Annotated in this window: 16 protein-coding genes; 10 read left to right on the top strand and 6 right to left on the bottom strand. The window is 59.1% G+C overall.

What is annotated here, in order from left to right:
* Nucleotides 1-238 precede the first annotated feature (238 nt).
* From ureE to NH344_RS03225, 4 genes are all read left to right on the top strand, one after another.
* Complete coding sequence (ureE, locus tag NH344_RS03210) at nucleotides 239-766, top strand: urease accessory protein UreE (RefSeq protein ID WP_062375545.1); 528 nt, start codon at nucleotides 239-241, stop codon at nucleotides 764-766.
* Nucleotides 756-1,469 carry an urease accessory protein UreF gene (locus tag NH344_RS03215; RefSeq protein ID WP_230834453.1) on the top strand — a complete coding sequence of 238 codons (714 nt, stop codon included), beginning with the start codon at nucleotides 756-758 and terminating at the stop codon, nucleotides 1,467-1,469. Before ureE ends, NH344_RS03215 begins: the two co-directional genes overlap by 11 nt.
* A gap of 26 nt (nucleotides 1,470-1,495) precedes the next feature.
* On the top strand, nucleotides 1,496-2,131 hold the full coding sequence (ureG, locus tag NH344_RS03220; RefSeq protein WP_044630219.1) for an urease accessory protein UreG: 636 nt from the start codon (nucleotides 1,496-1,498) through the stop codon (nucleotides 2,129-2,131).
* A 316-nt stretch (nucleotides 2,132-2,447) separates the two neighbouring features.
* On the top strand, nucleotides 2,448-4,232 hold the full coding sequence (locus tag NH344_RS03225) for a methyl-accepting chemotaxis protein (protein WP_228168802.1): 1,785 nt from the start codon (nucleotides 2,448-2,450) through the stop codon (nucleotides 4,230-4,232).
* On the opposite strand, the gene NH344_RS03230 is transcribed toward NH344_RS03225, so the two are convergent.
* The 3 genes from NH344_RS03230 to NH344_RS03240 are packed head-to-tail and all read right to left on the bottom strand — an operon-like array spanning nucleotide 4,229 to nucleotide 8,370.
* Nucleotides 4,229-6,193 (bottom strand): aconitate hydratase, encoded by a 1,965-nt coding sequence (locus NH344_RS03230; RefSeq protein WP_044630220.1) that lies wholly within the window; start codon nucleotides 6,191-6,193, stop codon nucleotides 4,229-4,231. The two genes, NH344_RS03225 and NH344_RS03230, sit on opposite strands and share 4 nt — an antisense overlap.
* Nucleotides 6,194-6,252: 59 nt before the next feature.
* Nucleotides 6,253-7,161: a hydroxymethylglutaryl-CoA lyase gene (locus tag NH344_RS03235; RefSeq protein ID WP_044630221.1), complete on the bottom strand. Its 909-nt coding sequence runs from the start codon at nucleotides 7,159-7,161 to the stop codon at nucleotides 6,253-6,255.
* A 12-nt stretch (nucleotides 7,162-7,173) separates the two neighbouring features.
* Nucleotides 7,174-8,370 (bottom strand): CoA transferase, encoded by a 1,197-nt coding sequence (locus NH344_RS03240; protein ID WP_253027530.1) that lies wholly within the window; start codon nucleotides 8,368-8,370, stop codon nucleotides 7,174-7,176.
* A gap of 193 nt (nucleotides 8,371-8,563) precedes the next feature.
* On the opposite strand from NH344_RS03240, the gene NH344_RS03245 reads away from it, so the two are divergent.
* The 6 genes from NH344_RS03245 (at nucleotide 8,564) to NH344_RS03270 (ending at nucleotide 14,585) form a co-directional block, all read left to right on the top strand.
* The gene (locus NH344_RS03245) at nucleotides 8,564-9,475 is read left to right on the top strand and encodes a LysR family transcriptional regulator (RefSeq protein ID WP_044630223.1); all 912 of its coding nucleotides are present in this window, start codon (nucleotides 8,564-8,566) and stop codon (nucleotides 9,473-9,475) included.
* Complete coding sequence (locus NH344_RS03250; RefSeq protein WP_044630224.1) at nucleotides 9,472-10,209, top strand: haloacid dehalogenase type II; 738 nt, start codon at nucleotides 9,472-9,474, stop codon at nucleotides 10,207-10,209. Before NH344_RS03245 ends, NH344_RS03250 begins: the two co-directional genes overlap by 4 nt.
* Nucleotides 10,209-10,403 carry a hypothetical protein gene (locus NH344_RS03255; RefSeq protein WP_044630225.1) on the top strand — a complete coding sequence of 65 codons (195 nt, stop codon included), beginning with the start codon at nucleotides 10,209-10,211 and terminating at the stop codon, nucleotides 10,401-10,403. Before NH344_RS03250 ends, NH344_RS03255 begins: the two co-directional genes overlap by 1 nt.
* A gap of 202 nt (nucleotides 10,404-10,605) precedes the next feature.
* Complete coding sequence (locus NH344_RS03260; RefSeq protein WP_044630226.1) at nucleotides 10,606-11,583, top strand: TAXI family TRAP transporter solute-binding subunit; 978 nt, start codon at nucleotides 10,606-10,608, stop codon at nucleotides 11,581-11,583.
* Between the two features lie 99 nt (nucleotides 11,584-11,682).
* Nucleotides 11,683-13,638: a TRAP transporter fused permease subunit gene (locus NH344_RS03265; protein WP_044630227.1), complete on the top strand. Its 1,956-nt coding sequence runs from the start codon at nucleotides 11,683-11,685 to the stop codon at nucleotides 13,636-13,638.
* Nucleotides 13,638-14,585, top strand: coding sequence for a D-2-hydroxyacid dehydrogenase family protein (locus NH344_RS03270; protein ID WP_044630228.1), 948 nt, complete (start codon nucleotides 13,638-13,640; stop codon nucleotides 14,583-14,585). Before NH344_RS03265 ends, NH344_RS03270 begins: the two co-directional genes overlap by 1 nt.
* 35 nt (nucleotides 14,586-14,620) lie before the next feature.
* On the opposite strand, the gene NH344_RS03275 is transcribed toward NH344_RS03270, so the two are convergent.
* From NH344_RS03275 to NH344_RS03285, 3 genes are read right to left on the bottom strand one after another with little or no spacing between them, the layout of a single operon-like run.
* Nucleotides 14,621-15,880: a TRAP transporter large permease gene (locus NH344_RS03275; protein ID WP_044630229.1), complete on the bottom strand. Its 1,260-nt coding sequence runs from the start codon at nucleotides 15,878-15,880 to the stop codon at nucleotides 14,621-14,623.
* Nucleotides 15,877-16,398 (bottom strand): TRAP transporter small permease, encoded by a 522-nt coding sequence (locus NH344_RS03280; RefSeq protein WP_044630230.1) that lies wholly within the window; start codon nucleotides 16,396-16,398, stop codon nucleotides 15,877-15,879. Before NH344_RS03280 ends, NH344_RS03275 begins: the two co-directional genes overlap by 4 nt.
* Complete coding sequence (locus NH344_RS03285; RefSeq protein ID WP_044630231.1) at nucleotides 16,398-17,396, bottom strand: TRAP transporter substrate-binding protein; 999 nt, start codon at nucleotides 17,394-17,396, stop codon at nucleotides 16,398-16,400. The genes NH344_RS03280 and NH344_RS03285 overlap by 1 nt, the downstream gene beginning before the upstream one ends.
* Between the last annotated feature and the right edge of the window lie 5 nt (nucleotides 17,397-17,401).

The raw sequence follows: 17,401 nt of genomic DNA on the forward strand, positions 1-17,401 counted from the left end.
ACCTCCCTGTACGCTACTTTTGCCATCCATGGCAAAAGACCCTCTCTACGGCCTACCCCCGGCTCAGCCTTCATGGATCGAGAAAGGATGAGAGCATCATGCTGAAATTAATTGAGCGTGCCTTCGGTACCCTTCGCCCGCTGAAGCGGCCTCCCACAGAGGTTGCTGGCTCCATGGCTTCAAGCTGGAGAGTGAGACACAGAATATGACGAACAACTCTTTCAACGGGACGGTAGTAATGTTGAAACTGATTGAACGCCTCGGCCCCATAGATGAGGGCACCGCCAGCGACACGCTGACACTGCCCTTTGAGCTACGCATTCGCGGCCGCTTAAAAGCTGAGAGCGACAGCGGCCAGCCTCTTGGGCTGTTTCTGGATCGCGGCCCCGTACTGCGCGATGGCGAAGGCCTAAAAGCCGAAAATGGCGAGATCGTGCGCATTTGCGCCGCCATTGAACCCGTGGTGACCGCGCGAGTGAGTACTGGCTTACCGCTGGCCCGGCTGGCTTACCACCTCGGCAACCGCCATGTGCAGCTCGCACTGGGTGAAGACGCGAAAGGCGGCTGGGTACGCTTCCCGCCCGACCACGTCCTCGAGGAGCTGGCCGAGCTGCTGGGTGCCACGCTTGAGCACCACAACGCCACCTTCGACCCCGAACCGGGCGCTTACAACCAAGTGGGCGGTGGGCATTCGCACAGCCATTCGCATAGTCATTCCCACGATCACGATCACGATCACGCGCATGAGCACCACCATGCCCACTGAACAGCCCTCCGACCTCGCCCTGCTAGGGCTGATGCAGCTCGTCAGCCCCGCACTGCCCATTGGGGCCTTCGCCTTTTCCCAAGGGCTGGAGAGCGCTTTTGAGTTGGGCTGGGTGAGTGATGAGCCAAGCCTATCTCATTGGCTATCCGGCGTGCTGGAAGATGGCATAAGCTGCTGTGAGCTGCCCGTGATCGAGCGGCTGTATCGCGCTTTCGAGGAGCAGGATGGCACTGCGGTGGCCGAGTGGGACGACTGGCTGGCCGCCACCCGTGAAACCGCTGAACTCGCCGCTGAAGACAGCCGCCTAGGTGCATCGCTGAAGCGGCTACTGGGCAGTCTCGACCTATTACCCAAACATGAAGGGCTGCCTAGTGAAGACTCACTCACGCCCTTGCTACCGGTGCAGGCAGGCTATGTGACCCTATTTGCCTGGGCGGCCTACCAGCGCGGCATCCCTGTGCGTCAAGCGCAGCTCGGCTTTGGCTGGGCGTGGCTGGAAAATCAACTCGCTGTGGCCTGTAAAGCGCTGCCGTTGGGCCACACTGCTGCCCAGCGCATTATCGAGCAGTTACGTGGCGAGCTGGTGAGTGCCGTTGAGAAGGCCCAGCGGCTAGACGATGACGAGCTTGGCCCTGCGCTGCCCGGTGTGGCGCTGGCCAGCGCCCTACACGAAACCCAATATTCCCGTTTGTTTAGAAGCTAACGAGCGTTGTTATTTAGGAGAAAACCATGACTCACTGTTTACGCGTTGGCGTGGGTGGCCCGGTTGGTTCAGGTAAAACCGCCCTGCTCAAGCAGCTCTGTACCGCGCTGCGCGACCACTATGACATTGCCGTTGTCACCAACGATATCTATACCCGCGAAGACGCCGATTTCCTGCTCAAGCACGATGCGCTGCCCGCCGACCGTATTCTCGGCGTAGAAACCGGCGGCTGCCCGCACACGGCGATTCGTGAAGATGCTTCGATGAACCTAGCGGCGATTGACGAGCTACACGCCCGTCATCCCAAGCTGGAACTGGTACTGGTCGAGTCTGGTGGCGATAACCTTTCCGCCACCTTTAGCCCCGAGCTTTCTGATCTGACGCTCTACGTGATCGACGTGTCGGCAGGCGACAAAATTCCCCGCAAAGGCGGCCCCGGCATCACCAAATCCGACCTGCTGATTATCAACAAAATCGACATTGCCGAGCAGGTTCACGCCTCACTGGAGGTGATGGAGCGCGACTCGAAAAAGATGCGCGGCGAGCGCCCGTTCGTGTTCACCAACCTCTACGATGGCGTGGGGCTTGAAGAGATCATCCGCTTCATTCTCGATAAAGGCATGCTGGACGAGCGTCGCCCAAGGGCCGCTGTAACACATTAAACGGAAGTGGGTATAGGTATAATTAGCAGATATAAAAAACTGCCCAGCTTTGATGGTATGAAAGGCTGGGCAGTTGCAGTTGTTTAGGTGAGATCCTGCCAAAACGGGCCATCCCTGGCCACCACATTTCTACAATGAACTGATAGGCTGTTGATATCCTTAACTCATGTTATGTAAAGGTGTTTTGTAGCTTGAATTTATTGTTCATAAAGCAAAAAATCATGAGAAGTGACTAAAGCTGACACACTTTTTGCCGATAACAAAGCACCGATTACAACGCATATCCCCCACTTGATGAGGATAGAACTCGAACATGATGGCTACTTCTGAGAAGAGAAGTCGTTGGGCCTTGGGTTTGCAGACCAAGGTGCTGATGCTGGTATTACTCCCCTTACTGTTGGTCACCGTTGTCTTGGTCTGCTTTGAAGCCTATAGCAACGCCAAGGACACCCGCGAAGCATTAGCGGAACAGCGTGAGTTGTTGATTGAAGGGCGTCGTGCCGCAGTGCGCGATATCGTGCAGATGGCAACAACGGCTATCGCCCCGATTTATGAAAACGCCGGTGCCAATGACCGTGAAGCTAAGGAGCGCGCTGCTGAAATGCTGCGCTCCATGCGCTTTGAAGGCGAAAACTATATTTTCGTATATGAGTACGATGGTACTAACATCGTACTGCCTCACTCTCCGGAGCGTGAAGGTCAAAACCTGAGAGACCTGCAAGCACCTGATGGCACCTATATCGTGCGGGATTTCATTCGAGTTGGCCAAGATGGCGGTGGTTTTTACGAATACCCGTGGGAATACCCCGGCACCAATGAGTCTAAGCCCAAGCACTCCTACATTGATCGTTTAGAAAAATGGGGCTGGATTGTAGGCGCTGGTGTGTATGTAACAGATGTTGATGAAGCAATGGCCGAGTTAGAGGCTGCTGCCGCTGCCGACCTACGAAATGCGATTATATCTGCGACGCTGCTAGGCGCTGCACTATTTGCAGCTATTGCTCTGCTGGCCTTTGGCTTTGTGCGTCGTATCGTCGGGCCGATAAAGCGCACCGCTGATGCGATGGGGGATATTGCGCAAGGTCGTGGTGACCTAACCCGTCGTCTTACCATAGAGAGCAACGATGAAGTGGGGAACCTCGCTGTCCAGTTCAACGCCTTTGCTGGCCGCATGCAGGATACCCTGCGCGACGTACGCCGCAGCACGGTCAGCGTTTATCACTCTGCTGGCGAAATCTCGCGTAGCTCCGAGGAGCTGTCTACTCGCACCGAGCAGGCGGCGGCCAATCTTCAAGAGACATCGGCCTCCATGGAGGAGATTACCTCCACCGTGAACCACAGTGCTGACAATGCCCAACAGGCCAACAAGCTGGTGCAGTCCACTGCGGAAGTGGCCCACCAGGGTGAAGAGGCCATGGGGCAGGTAGAAAACACGATGCGCGATATCAACGACTCGGCTACGCGCATCAGTGAAATCATCACCATGATTGATGCGATTGCCTTCCAGACCAACATTCTGGCGCTAAACGCCTCGGTGGAAGCTGCCCGTGCGGGTGAGCATGGCCGTGGTTTTGCGGTGGTTGCTCAAGAAGTACGCACCCTGGCCAGCCGCTCCAGTAATGCCTCTAAAGAGATCCGCGCGCTGATCGATACCTCCGTTCAGCACACCCACACTGGCGCCGAGCTGGTGCGTAACGCGGGTGCCACCATGCGCGAGATCGTTGAGAGCGTATCAAAAGTTACCGATGTGATCGGTGAAATCAGCGCCGGCGCCAAAGAGCAGAGCAGTGGTATTGGCCAGATCAACACCGCCGTAGCCGAAATGGATACCATGACCCAGCAGAACGCGGCCATGGTGCAAGAGTCCACCACGGCCGCTGCGGATATGCGCCGCCACGCTGAGCACCTTAATGAGCTAGTCAACTCCTTCGTATTAGGGGAAGACGACTCACAAAGCCAGACAACACCCCAGTTGAATGACCAGACGCGCCAAGCGCTGCCTGCCAGCCGGTCCGGGACCAGCCAAGAGCTCAAGCGCCCGGCACTCTCCTCTAAGCCTGCACCCACTAAAGCTGGTGGAGACGACTGGGAAGAGTTTTAAGCGTTACGTTTGCGAAGGTGGTTGATGACGCCCCCCTGGGTAATCAGTTCTCGCTGGCGGGGGCTGAGCCCATGATGCAGCGTCATCTCACCTTTACCGGGGATATGCGCCGTTAGCGTCTCCCCGCTTCCCAACTGCGCGTAGACATCCTCGATCACTATGCGGTCACCTTGCGCTAGCTGAGCGATGTCTTCCTCGCGGGTAAAGGTTAGCGGCAGCGCACCAAAGCAGATCAAATTTTGCCAGTGAATACGCGCAAAACTCTTCGCCACCACCACCTGCAGCCCTAAGTAACGCGGCACCAGCGCGGCATTTTCTCGGCTGGAGCCTTGCCCATAGTTGGCACCCCCAATAATCACGTGCCCGCCCTGAGTACGGGTGCTTTCTGCGCGCTCGGCATAATCTGGGTCGACCGCTTCAAACGTGAACGGTGCCGAAGCATACACGCTGCTCCAATACGGCAGCACCCGCTGCCCGGCAGGCATAATGTCATCGGTGGAGATGTTGTCGCCCGCCACCAGCAGCACGGGTACATCCAAACGATTAGGCAGAGGGCTAAGCTCTGGCAGGGCCGGGGTGTTCTCGGTTTTTTGCAGTGCTTTAAGCTTTGCCTCATGGGGTGGCAGCGGCGCATTAAACAGTGCGCGGTTTACTTCGATTTGGGCGGGCTCTTTGGGGCGCGGGTAGGGCATATCGAGAGTGCGCGGGTCGGTAATCACCCCCGCCAGCGCTGAAGCCGCCGCGGTTTCTGGGCTGCACAAAAACACGCTGTCTTCCCGCGTGCCGGAGCGCCCTGGGAAGTTGCGCGGCACGGTGCGCAGGCTATTAAGCCCCACCGCCGGGGCCTGGCCCATACCAATACAGCCATTGCAGCCTGCTTGGTGCAGGCGGGCACCGCTGGCGACTAAGTCGGCTAAATAACCCTGCTCAATCAGCGTGGTCAGTACTTGGCGGGAAGATGGGTTGATGTCCAGTGAGACCCCATCGGCCACCTGCTTGCCCCGCACGATTTCTGCCACCACGGCAAAGTCACGAAAGCCTGGGTTGCCTGACGAGCCGATGTAAGCCTGATGCAGCGGTTTGCCCGCTGCTTCCCGCACGGTGACGACGTTATCGGGGCTGGAAGGTAGCGCAATCATGGGCTCCAGCTTGCTGAGATCTAGCGTTTCGTTCAGGTCGTAGTGGCAGCCGGGTTCGGCGGCCAGCGCCACCCAGTCGGCTTCCCGGCCTCGGGAGGCTAAAAAGCGCCGGGTCTCTTCGTCACTGGGGAAGACCGTGGCCGTGGCCCCCATTTCGGTGCCCATGTTGGCGAGCACATGGCGGTCCATGGCGGACAGGTGCTTTAGCCCCGGCCCGTAATACTCGATGATGGTGTTTTTGCCACCCGCCACGCCGTGGCGTCGCAAAAGCTCCAGCACGATGTCTTTCGCCGAGACCCAATCGGGCAATTGGCCTTCCAGTTTGATGCCCCAAATTTTCGGCATCGTGACATACAGCGGTTCGCCTGCCATGGCCATGGCTACTTCGATGCCGCCCGCGCCAATCGCCAGCATCCCGAGTGCACCCGCCGCCGTGGTGTGGCTGTCGCAACCGACGATGGACTCGCCGGGCACACCGAAGCTTTCCATGTGCACCGGGTGGCTGATGCCGTTGCCGGGGCCGGAGTACCACACCCCAAAGCGCTCGCAGGCGCTCTTTAAAAACAGGTAGGTTTCGGCATTTAGGTTATCGGCCTGCACCAGGCCGTGGTCGATGTACTGCACGCTGGGCTCAGTATGTACCCGGTCAAGCCCCATGGCTTCTAGCTCTAGCATCACGAGAGTGCCTAACACATCTTGCAGCAGGGCTTGGTTAATGTGCAGGGCGATTTCACTGCCGGGGGTTAGCTCACCGCTAATTAAATGGCGCTGAATCAACTGCTGGGCAAGGTTTAACGGCTGAACAGAGGAGGAGTCGGACATTGTTTTTCACCAAATTGTCGTTGTTATCAATTATGCAGGGATGCAAGGAAGAAACGCGGTCAGGGAATGGGGTAACAGCGATCAGCACTGCCCGCTTTCACCACTTGCCCCGGCGTCTCATGGCCGATCAGCTCGGGCAGAGTGGCGGAAATATCCAGTAGAGCGGGCAAGTTCACGCCGGTGGCAACGCCCATCTGCTCGAACATATGCACTAAGTCTTCGGTGCATACATTTCCCGTGGCACCGGGGGCAAACGGGCAGCCGCCTAAGCCACCTAGCGAAGCATCAAACCGAGTAATGCCCGCTTGCCAAGCCGCTAGGGCATTTGCCAAGCCCATGCCTCGGGTATTGTGGAAGTGAAGCGTAAACGGCACGCCGGGAAAGCGTTCCAGCACTTGGCGGCACAGTGCCGCTACCTGGGCGGGGTTCGCCACGCCGGTGGTATCGCACAGCGTGATGCCTTCCACCCCCAGCGCCAGTTGCTGCTCAATAAGAGTGAACACGCGCGCCTCCGGTACCTGCCCTTCAAACGGGCAGCCAAAGGCGGTGGAGAGCGAGGCATTGATGAAGACACCGCTACCGCGCACCGCCTGAATAATGGCGGCAAACTGTGTCAGCGACTCCTCCGGCGTCATGCGAAGGTTTGCGCGGCCGTGGGCGTTGCTGGCCGACATCACCAGATTGATCTCATCCACGCCGCAGGCCAGCGCCCGCTCGGCACCTTTTAGGTTGGGTACCAGCACCGTGACGTCCACACCTTCGCGGCGCTGAATAGCATTCACCACATCGGCGGCGTCGCGCAGGTTGGGAATGGCTTTGGGAGAGACAAACGAGGTCGCTTCGATACGGGCAATGCCGGTGGCGGTTAACGCATCAATCAGCGCGATTTTCTGCTCGGTGGGGATAAAGCGCTCCTCGCTCTGAAAGCCATCGCGTGGTGCTACTTCGTTAATTTGTAACGTCGTCATGGGGTTCTCCACTTAAATAATGCCTGCCTGACGCAGCTTGTCCCGCGTGGCGGCATCAATGCCCAGCTCCTCGAGCACGTCATCGGTGTGCGTGCCCAGCTTTGGCCCGCCTTGCCCCAGCCTGCCGGGGGTGGCGCTCAGTTTAGGCAGCACGCCCGGCACTTTGAGCGGGCGGCCATCGGGGCGGGTAACGGTTTGAATCATCTCGCGGGCGAGGTAGTGGGGGTCGTTGGCAATATCGGCGGCGGTGTAGGGGTAACCTGCCGGTACGCGGGCATCATCTAAAGCGCTAAGAATATCGTCCCGGTGGCGGGTTTGGGTCCAGGCTTCGATGGCCGCGTCGATCTCACTGGCGTGTTGGCTGCGGCCATCGTTGTGGGCCATGGCGGGGTGGTTGGCTAAATCCTCCCGGCCAATCACGCCCATTAAGCGCTTGAAGATGCTATCGCCGTTACCGGCAATCAACACGTACTCGCCTTCGCGGGTGCGGTAAGCGTTTGAGGGCGTGATGCCCGGCAGCGCGCTGCCGCTTGGCTCGCGCACGTGGCCGGTGGCATCAAACTCCGGCAGTAGGCTCTCCATCATGGCGAATACGGATTCATACAGGGCGACATCGATCTCTTGCCCCAGGCCGCTGCGCTGACGCTCCTGCAGGGCCAACAGGGTGCCGATCACCGCGTAGAGCGCCGAGAGCGAGTCGCCGATGCTGACCCCCACCCGCACCGAAGGCTCACCGGGGTGGCCGGTCAAGTAGCGTAGCCCGCCCATGGCTTCACCAATGACCCCAAAGCCTGGCTTGTTGCGGTAGGGGCCGGTTTGGCCAAAACCGGATACGCGCACCATAATCAGTTTAGGATTGATCGTGGAGAGGGTCTCATACCCCAGCCCCCAACCTTCTAGCGTGCCCGGGCGAAAGTTTTCGACGATGACATCGGCCTCGGCGGCCAAGCGGCGCACCATCTCTTGCCCCTCTTCGCTGCGCAGATCCAGCGTGACCGAGCGCTTGGTACGGCTTTGCACATGCCACCACAGCGATGTGCCCTCTTCGAGAATACGCCATTTGCGAAGGGGGTCGCCGGTGCCGGGCGGCTCGATTTTGATCACGTCGGCGCCAAATTCGCCCAACAGTTTGGTGGCGAACGGCCCGGCGATGAGCTGGCCAAGCTCTACGACTTTAAGGCCATCGAGGGGAAGCTGGCGGGTGGTCATAATAAAAGCTCCTGGTAACGCTTAGCAGCCAAGCGCGTGCTGAAGTAGCGAGTCTTAATGTCTTGTTGTCGGTTAAGCATCTGTGAGCCTGCTGAGCATCACAATTAGGCAATCAGGAACCAGGCGTTCGCCAGCGACGAACCCTACAACCGGCGACCAATGCGGCCCATTTAATAACAACGTGGTAAACGTGATGCTGCGATTTGATTTTGTAACGCTGAAACTGTTTGTGGCGATTGCCGATGAAGGGCGTTTAACTGCCGCTGCCGAGCGTGAGCATTTGGCGCTGGCAGCGGTGAGCAAGCGGGTGAGCGATTTAGAAACACTGGTGGGCACCGAGCTTTTGTATCGGCGGCCGCGCGGCGTAGAGCTAACCCCAGCGGGCCGCGCTTTTTTGCACCATGCCCGGCGCATTCTGGAAGATGTGGCGCGGCTACAGGCGGAGCTCAGTGAGTATGGCGAAGGGGTTCGAGGGCATGTGCGCATTCACTCCAATACCTCGGCCATTATTGCGTTTTTGCCGCAAGATTTAAGCGCCTTTGCCATCGAGTACCCGCAAATCAAAATCGATTTGCAGGAGCGCACCAGCAGCGAAGCGATCACCGCTGTGCGCGATGGCGTGGCAGATATCGGCATCTTTGCCAGCCACGTTGCCGCCGATGATTTAGAAGTACGCCCCTACCGGCGCGACCAGTTGGTATTGGTCACGCCGCAAGATCACCCGCTGGCAGTGCATGACAAGCTCTATCTGCATCAGGCAGCCGAGTACGACTTTGTCGGTTTACAGCAGGATGCCTCGCTGCAATCCCTGCTTCACGAGCAGGCAAGCCAGGCGGGCCGAACCCTGCGCATGCGCATTCAAGTGCGCAGTTTCGACGCTATTTGTCGCATGATTCATTACGGTATGGGCATCGGTGTGCTGCCCCAGCGCACGCTGTACCGTGACCTTAACGACCTCAAACTACGCATGATTCCGCTCGCTGACGAGTGGGCCACCCGCGAACTGGTGATTGGTATGCGCCACTACGCGGCGCTGCCCGTGGTATCCCGCCACTTGGTCGACCACTTGCTAACCCCCTCAGGCCCAACAGGAGAGACCCCATGACAACAGGCATCGCCCACGAAATAAAAGCGCTCACCTTTGATGTGTTTGGCACGGTAGTAGACTGGCGCAGCAGCGTTATTCGCGAAGGCGAACAGCTGAACCAGGCCAAAGGGCTGAACGTCGATTGGGCAAGGTTTGCCGACGAGTGGCGGGCAGGCTATGCCCCTGCGATGAACCGTGTGCGCCAGGGGGAGCTGCCCTGGACCAAGCTGGATGACTTGCACCGCATGACCCTTGACCAGCTACTGATTGCCTTTGGTATTGCCGACCAGCTAGATGAGGATGAAAAAGCGCACCTGAACCGCGTGTGGCACCGCTTAACGCCCTGGTCAGACAGCGTGGAAGGCCTATTGCAGTTAAAACAGCGATTTATCTTAGCGACACTCTCCAATGGCAACGTCTCGCTGCTGGTGAATATGGCGCGCCACGCCGGGCTTCCCTGGGACTGCGTGCTCTCCTCAGAGCTTGCAGGACACTACAAGCGCGACCCGGAGGTGTACCACATGGCCGCCAATCTCCTCGGCCTAAAGCCGTCGCAAATATTGATGGTGGCCGCCCATCAAGATGATCTGCAGGCCGCTCACCGGGAAGGCATGCGCACCGCCTTTGTGAAGCGCCCGCTGGAGTTTGGGCCAGATGCCACGCCGGATTTAAGTATCGACCCCCGCTTTGATTTCGTTGCAGAAGACTTCCTCGACTTGGCGCGGCAGCTTTCTACCACGTGGATGATCTAGTGCTGGTGCTGCCCCGTGGGGCGATTCGTCAGTACGTGGATGGGCTCAATGTGAATGTGCTGTCGATACAAGACGACTGGGCGCGGCGTAAGTTGAGCATTTATGTCAAAGATTTAGACCGCCTTTCCATGGCGGCACGGGTGCTGGTGGAGCATTTTATTCAGGCCGCCAGCGATGCTTCTTCAGCGCGATAGCCTGGGGTAAACGACTCTGCTTTCGCGATTGGAGAAGGCAGGTTCATCAATGACCAATATACAGTGCTATGGTTTGGCGTTATCACTTTAGACACCGCTAAGCGAACTCCCCTTGCTTACTCGGTTATCGGGAGAGGTGCAGTTAGGGCCTCCCACAGCACACAACATCACAACATGCTTCCCGACGCGTTGAGGAAAAACAATGACTAAATTAACACTACGCCACTTGCTTCCCGCTTCAATTCTAGCTGTAAGCGCTCTCACTGCCGCCACTGCCCAGGCGCAAACCGCACTGAACATGGGTTCGGTGCCGACGGGCACGGGTTGGTTCTTTGGTATTTCTGAAGGCGCACGGGTGATCAGCGCCAACACGCCCTACGAAATTACCGTGCGGGAAACCGGCGGCACCCGCGAAAACGCCATACGCCTCACCAACGGTGAACTGGATCTGGCCTTCACCGAGGCGTTAGTGGGCTACGAACAGTACAACGGAGAAGGCCGCTTTGCCGATACGCCCAACCCCGATGTGCGCTTGGTGTACTGGATTGCGCCTTCGACTATGCACTGGGCCGTTCGTCAGGACAGTGGCCTCGAGACCTTCGAAGACCTCAACGGAGAGCGCTTCAACCCCAGCAGCATCGGCGGGGGTGGCGAGTACATCACCGAGCAGGTGTTCGGCATCCTAGGCATCGAGCCCGATTTCCAGCGCATGCGCGTCAACGATGCGGCGGAAGGGGTCACCGATGGTCGTTTAGTGGGCTTTAGCTATAACGGCGTACCGCCCATTCCGCTGTTCACCGAAGTGCACTCCTCGCGGCCGCTACAGCTGCTGTCACTAACCGATGAGCAAGTATCGACGGTGACCACTGAGCTGCCCTTCCTGTCGCCCACCATCGTGCCGGCCGACACCTACACCGGCATGAGTGAAGCGCAGTCGCTGGGCATTTACATGGGCATTGCGGCCACCACCGACCTAGACGCCGACACCGTGTATGAACTCACCAAAGCCTACTGGGAAAACCACGACCAAGTGGCCGCCTCCTTCAAACCCGCGGGCAGTGTCGACCCCCAAACCGTGATCGATACTGCGACTTTCCCGCTGCATGCCGGCGCGCTGCGCTACTACCAGGAATTAGGGCTGGAGATCCCCGCCGACATTATTCCGCCTGAAGCGCAGTAACCCGCCCGTGCGCCCCGCCGATGTGATCGGCGGGGTAGTTTGCTATTAGCCTGACGCGCTGCCTAGTCTCCCCTTGATAGGCGGCGCGGGAGTTCCCTCATGGAAACCGCAAAAGAGTCAGTTGTTGAAAAATACCAGGAGGATGCAGGCAAGCGGCAGCTTACCGGCTTCTGGTTTATGGTGGCCCGCACGGCAGCGGTGGCAATGGCCATTTTTCACCTCTATACCGCCGTCACTGGGCCGGTGAACACCCAAAATGCGGTGCATTTGCTGTTTGCACTGCCGTTGATTTTCCTTGCTTACCATTGCCGAGTGCGGGATACCCAGCGCATTCCGTGGTTCGATGTCATCCCGATTCTATTAAGCGTGGTGATCAGCACCTATTACGTTTATCACTTCGACCGCATCATTTATCAGTTGGGCTACTTAATGCCCACCACGCTAGACCTAGTGTTTGGCGTTAGCGCGATTCTACTGCTGCTGGAAGCCTGCCGCCGAGCGATTGGCTTAGCGTTTCCTATTCTGGTGCTGATTGCCCTGGCGTATGCGGCCTTTGGGCAGCACCTGCCCGGCGTTTGGGGGCACGGCGGTTTCCGTTGGGATGATCTCGTCGCTACCTTCTATTTAGGGCCGACCGGTATTTTCGGCAGCCTAATGCGTACCTCGTCTACCGTGATTGTAGTGTTTATCATGTTTGGCGCGCTGCTGGTGACCACTGGCGGTGGCGACACCTTTATGCGCCTCTCCAATGCCGCGACGGGCGGTATGGCGGGCGGCCCTGCTAAAGCCGCCACGCTGTGTAGCGCCATGTTTGGCAGCATTAGCGGCAGTACCGCCGCCAACGTTGCTACCACGGGCGTCTTTACCATTCCGTTGATGAAGAAAAACGGCTACAGCGCACGCTTTGCTGCGGCCACCGAGGCCTCTGCCTCAACCGGAGGGCAAATTCTGCCGCCCATTATGGGCGCCGCGGCGTTTGTCATGGCCGATGTTATCTCCACAAGTTACCTGGATATCATCAGCGCCGCGCTGATACCTGCGCTGCTGTTCTACCTTGCCATTTGGATGAGCGTTCACTTTGAAGCCAAACGCCTGGGGTTAAACCCGATCCCGAAAGACCAGCGCCCGACGCTGCGCGAGGGGCTCTTCAATGTCGAAACCCTGCTGCTGCCGCTGGTGGTGCTGATTACCATGCTGGTTCTGCGTTACACGCCGACCACTGCGGCGGTGGCTGCGTACTTTACCGCGATGGTGCTGTACTTGGTGTCGCCGCGCAGTCAAGGCACGCTCTGGGAGCGGGTGAAAACACTACCGGCAGCGCTTGAAGCAGGGGCAATGACCGCTGCGATGATTGCGGTGATTATCGGCAGCGTGGCGATAATCGCGGCGGTAATCAGTATCACGGGACTGGGCCTAAAAGTATCCTCGCTGATTCTGATGGTGAGCGGTGGTGATGTGATGGTCACGCTGCTACTGGCGATGGTGGTGGCGATTATTCTGGGAATGGGCTTACCTACTGTAGCGGCGTACATGCTGGCGGCATCGGTGGTGGCAGCGGCGTTTGTTGAGGCAGGTTTGCCCAGTCTTTCTGCCCACCTGTTTATTCTCTACTTTGCGATCCTTTCGGGAGTAACGCCTCCCGTGGCGCTGGCGGCCTATATTGGCGGCGCGATTGCGGGCTCCCACTGGTTCCGCACCGCACTGACGGCGACGAAAATTTCCTTGGGCGGCTTCCTGATTCCGTTTATGTTTGTCTATCATCCGCCGCTGCTCGGGCAGGGCACCAAGTTGGAAATCGCCATGGCGGTGGCCTCGGGCGTGCTGGGTATTATTGCCTTGGCGGCCTCTACGATAGGCTACTTTGCCCGCCCCTGTTCCTGGGTAGAGCGCGGCCTGCTGCTGTTTGCCGCGTTAATGCTGATTAACGGCCAAGCCATTACGGACGTGGTGGGCATTGCCGTGATCGCCGGGATCTTCGTCTGGCAGCGGTATTTCAGCCACGCTGCTAAAGGGGGCCGCCCTTTAGCGCGCTCACCGAGCAAGGAGCCGCTTTAATGCACATTGTCATCCCCGATGATTACCAGGATTGTGTTCGTGACTTAGACGCCTTCGCCAAGCTGGCGGGGCACCACGTCACGATTTACACCGACACCGTGAGCGATGAAGACGAGTTGGTTGAGCGCTTTCAAGACGCCGATGCACTGGTGCTGATTCGGGAGCGCACGCCGATCACCGCGTCTTTGCTGGCGCGGCTGCCCAAGCTCAAGCTGATCAGCCAAACCGGCGGCGGCGCGGCGCATGTGGACATGGCCGCCTGCCGCGAGCACGGCGTGGTGGTACTGGCAGGCACCGGCTCGCCCTATGCGGCGGCCGAGCTCACCTGGGGGCTGGTGCTCTCTGCCATGCGGCGCATTCCTGAAGAGGTGGAAAACCTCAAGGCAGGCCGCTGGCAGCGCACCCTGGGCACCGGCCTGAAAGGGCGCACGCTAGGCGTATTTGGCTATGGAAAAATAGGCCAGTTAGTGGCCCGCTACGGCCAAGCGTTTGAAATGAACGTACTGGTATGGGGCCGCGAAGGCACTCGCCAGCGGGCCGCTGCGGCAGGGCTTGAGGTCGCGGCCTCGCAAGAGGATTTCTTCCAGCGTAGCGACGTGCTGAGCCTGAACCTGCGCTTGAACCCGGAAACTCGCGGCATCGTGACGGCCGCGAATTTAGCCAGCATGAAGCCCACGGCGGTGCTGGTGAATACCAGCCGCGCGCCGTTAGTGGAGGCGGGCGCTTTGGAAGCCGCGTTGAAAGCGGGCCGCCCCGGCATGGCCGCTGTGGACGTGTTTGATGAAGAGCCAGTGATAGAGCATACACTGCTGGCGCTGCCCAACTTCCTGGCCACGCCGCACCTGGGTTATGTAGAGAAAGACAGCTACGAGCTCTACTTTGGCGATGCGTTTGAGAACGTGCTGGCATTTGATGCAGGCACGCCGGGGCGCAACTTAGCAGAATGAACGCTCCCTGCCAGCGATGGCAGGGAGCGTGACTGTCAGCCCGACCAGCCCAGCAGTATGGGCACGTAAACTACCAGTAGCAGCACGCCAATTAGCCCTAGCAGGTAGGGGATAATAGCGCGGGTAATACGCTCTAGCGGCAGTTGGGTGACGGACGACGCCACGTACAAGTTGATCGCCACGGGTGGGGTAATCATGCCAATCGATAGCCCCACCACAATGATCAGCCCGAAGTGGATCGGGTCGATGCCCAGCTGCAGCACCAGCGGCAGCAGTACCGGGGTGAGGATGATCAAGGCACTGGCCGTTTCGATGAACACTCCAGTGAGCAGAATGATTCCCACGATCAGTAGCATGATCACGTAAGGGTTGGTGGAGAGCGACAGCACCGCTTGGGCAATCGCGCCGGGCACCTGCCAGCTAGAGAGCGTCCAGCTCAGCACCGCTGACATGGCGATCACTAGCATGATCACCGCCGTGGTCATCGCCGAGCGAATCAACAGCTTGTACACCTGGGGCAGGGTCAAGTCGCGATACACGAAGAGCGACACCAGCAGGGCGTAGTTCACCGCCACCACGGCGGCTTCCGACGGCGTGAAAATTCCCGAAAAGATGCCCCCTAGAATGATCACCGGGGTCATCAAGCCCCAACTCGCGGCCTTGAACGTGTGCCACATGGTGGCCAGCGACAGCGGGGTCCCTTTCGGGTACTGGCGTTTGTACGCCTGGGTAATGGCGATGGCCATGAGGGCCACGCCCATCGCCAGCCCCGGCAAAAAGCCGTTCAAGAACAGTTCGGAAACCGACTGCTGGGCGATGACTGCGTAGATGATCATCGGCACCGACGGGGGTATCACCACGCCAATGGTACCGCTGGCGGCAATCAGGCTGGCCGCCGAGGCGGGGTCGTAGCCTTTGCGTTTGAGCTCCGGCACCAGGCTTGAGCCCACCGCCGCCGTGGTGGCCGCGCCGGAGCCGGAAATGGCCGCGAAGAACATGCCCGCCATGACGGAGACCACCGACAAGCCGCCGCGCATGAAGCCCACCAGCGAATCGGCAAAGCTCACCAGACGCTCGCTGACTTTGCCCTGGGCCATTAAATCCCCAGCCAGAATGAACATCGGAATGGCCACCAAGGCGAACGAGTTGATGCCCTGGAACATCTGCTGAGTGACCACCATCAGCGGCACGCCGGATTGATACAGCGCGTAGAGCGTGCTGGCGCCAATCGCAAAGGCAATCGGCACGCCTAGCAGCATGAACAGAAAGAACAGCCCGAACAGCAGCAGGGTCATAACGACGCCTCCTGGGACGGGGGCAGCTCGCCGTTCACCAGCAGCTCGACCATATCGACCAGCGCATACCACGCCATGATCGCCGCGCAGACCGGCATCACGGCGTAGACATAGGTCATCGAGAGCCGTAGCGAAGCGGATTTCTGGAAGCTCTGCACCTGCATGTAGCGGTAGCCGATGACGATCAGCGTGATCATGAACGCCACCACAATCGCCAACGCCGCCAGCCTGGCCAGCTTGCGCATCGGGAGGGGCAAGGCATCCACCGCGAAGCTGACCGCGATATGTCGCCCGCGCTGAAACGCCAGCGTGCCCGCGAGAAAGGTGATCCACACCAGTAGAAACCGCGCGACCTCTTCGGTCCAACCCACGGCGCTGAACAGCACCCGCGAAACGATCTGTAGCGTGATCACACCGATCAACGCCGCCATGCCCGCAAACACCACGGGCTGGATGATGGCATCCAGCCCGCGTTCAATGCGTTGCAGCAGCGTCAACAGAGGCTGTGCAAACGACATCACTGTTGCAGCGCCTCCTGGATACGCGGCAGGTAGTCACCGAACTGCTCGCCGTACTTCTCGTATACCGGCGCAACGGCGGACTGAAAGGCTTCCATGTCCGGCGTGTCGTTGATCTCCATGCCCGCGTCGCGCAGCGCCTGCAACTGCTCCGCTTCCATCTCTGCGTTCACCTGGCGCTCGTGCTCGGCAGCTTCCTGGGCGGCTTCTTCCAATACTGCTTGGGCAGCCTCGGGGAGCTGGTTCCAGGCGGGCATGCCCATCACGAAGATCGCCGGTGCGTAGGTGTGGCGCGAGAGCGTCATGTAGTTCTGGGTTTCATCCAGGTTGAACGAGTGGATCACGTTCACCGGGTTCTCCTGGCCGTCGATGGTGCCCTGCTGCATGGCGGTGAGCGCTTCGGTCCACGCCATCGGGATCGCATTGGCCCCCAGCTCGCGGAAGGTGTCGGTGTAGACCGGGTTTTCCATCACGCGGATGCGCAGTCCGTCCAAGTCTTCCGGCGAGTTAACGGCGCGTTCGCTGTTGGTCAGGTTACGGAAACCGCGTTCGGCGTAAGCCAAGCCTTTCAGGTTCACGTCCGCCAGCTTATCCAACAGCTCCTGGCCGATGGGACCATCCAGCACGCTATAGGCGGCTTCCGGGGAGGGGAACAGGAACGGCAGTTCGAAGACCGCCATCTCTTCGACAAAGTTGGCCACCGGCCCGTTGGTGATCACGCCCATGTCCACGGTGCCGATCTGCATGCCTTCCAGCAGCGTGCGCTCATCGCCCAGCGAGGCATTGGGGAAGATCTCGATATTCACCTTGCCATCGGTGCGCTCTTCCACCAGCTCTTCGAACTTGGTGGCCGCGATATGGAAGCCATCCTGCTCGTTGACCACGTGGGCCAGGCGCAGCGTGACCGGGTCCATATCCGCAAAGTCGTTGGCGTTCGCGGCGCCGACCAGCGCCAGTGAGATGCCCAGTGCCAGCGTACTACGTGCAAATGTTTTCATTTATT

The sequence above is a fragment of the Halomonas sp. Ps84H-12 genome, assembly GCF_024124725.1.
GTDB classification, from domain to species: domain Bacteria; phylum Pseudomonadota; class Gammaproteobacteria; order Pseudomonadales; family Halomonadaceae; genus Vreelandella; species Vreelandella aquamarina.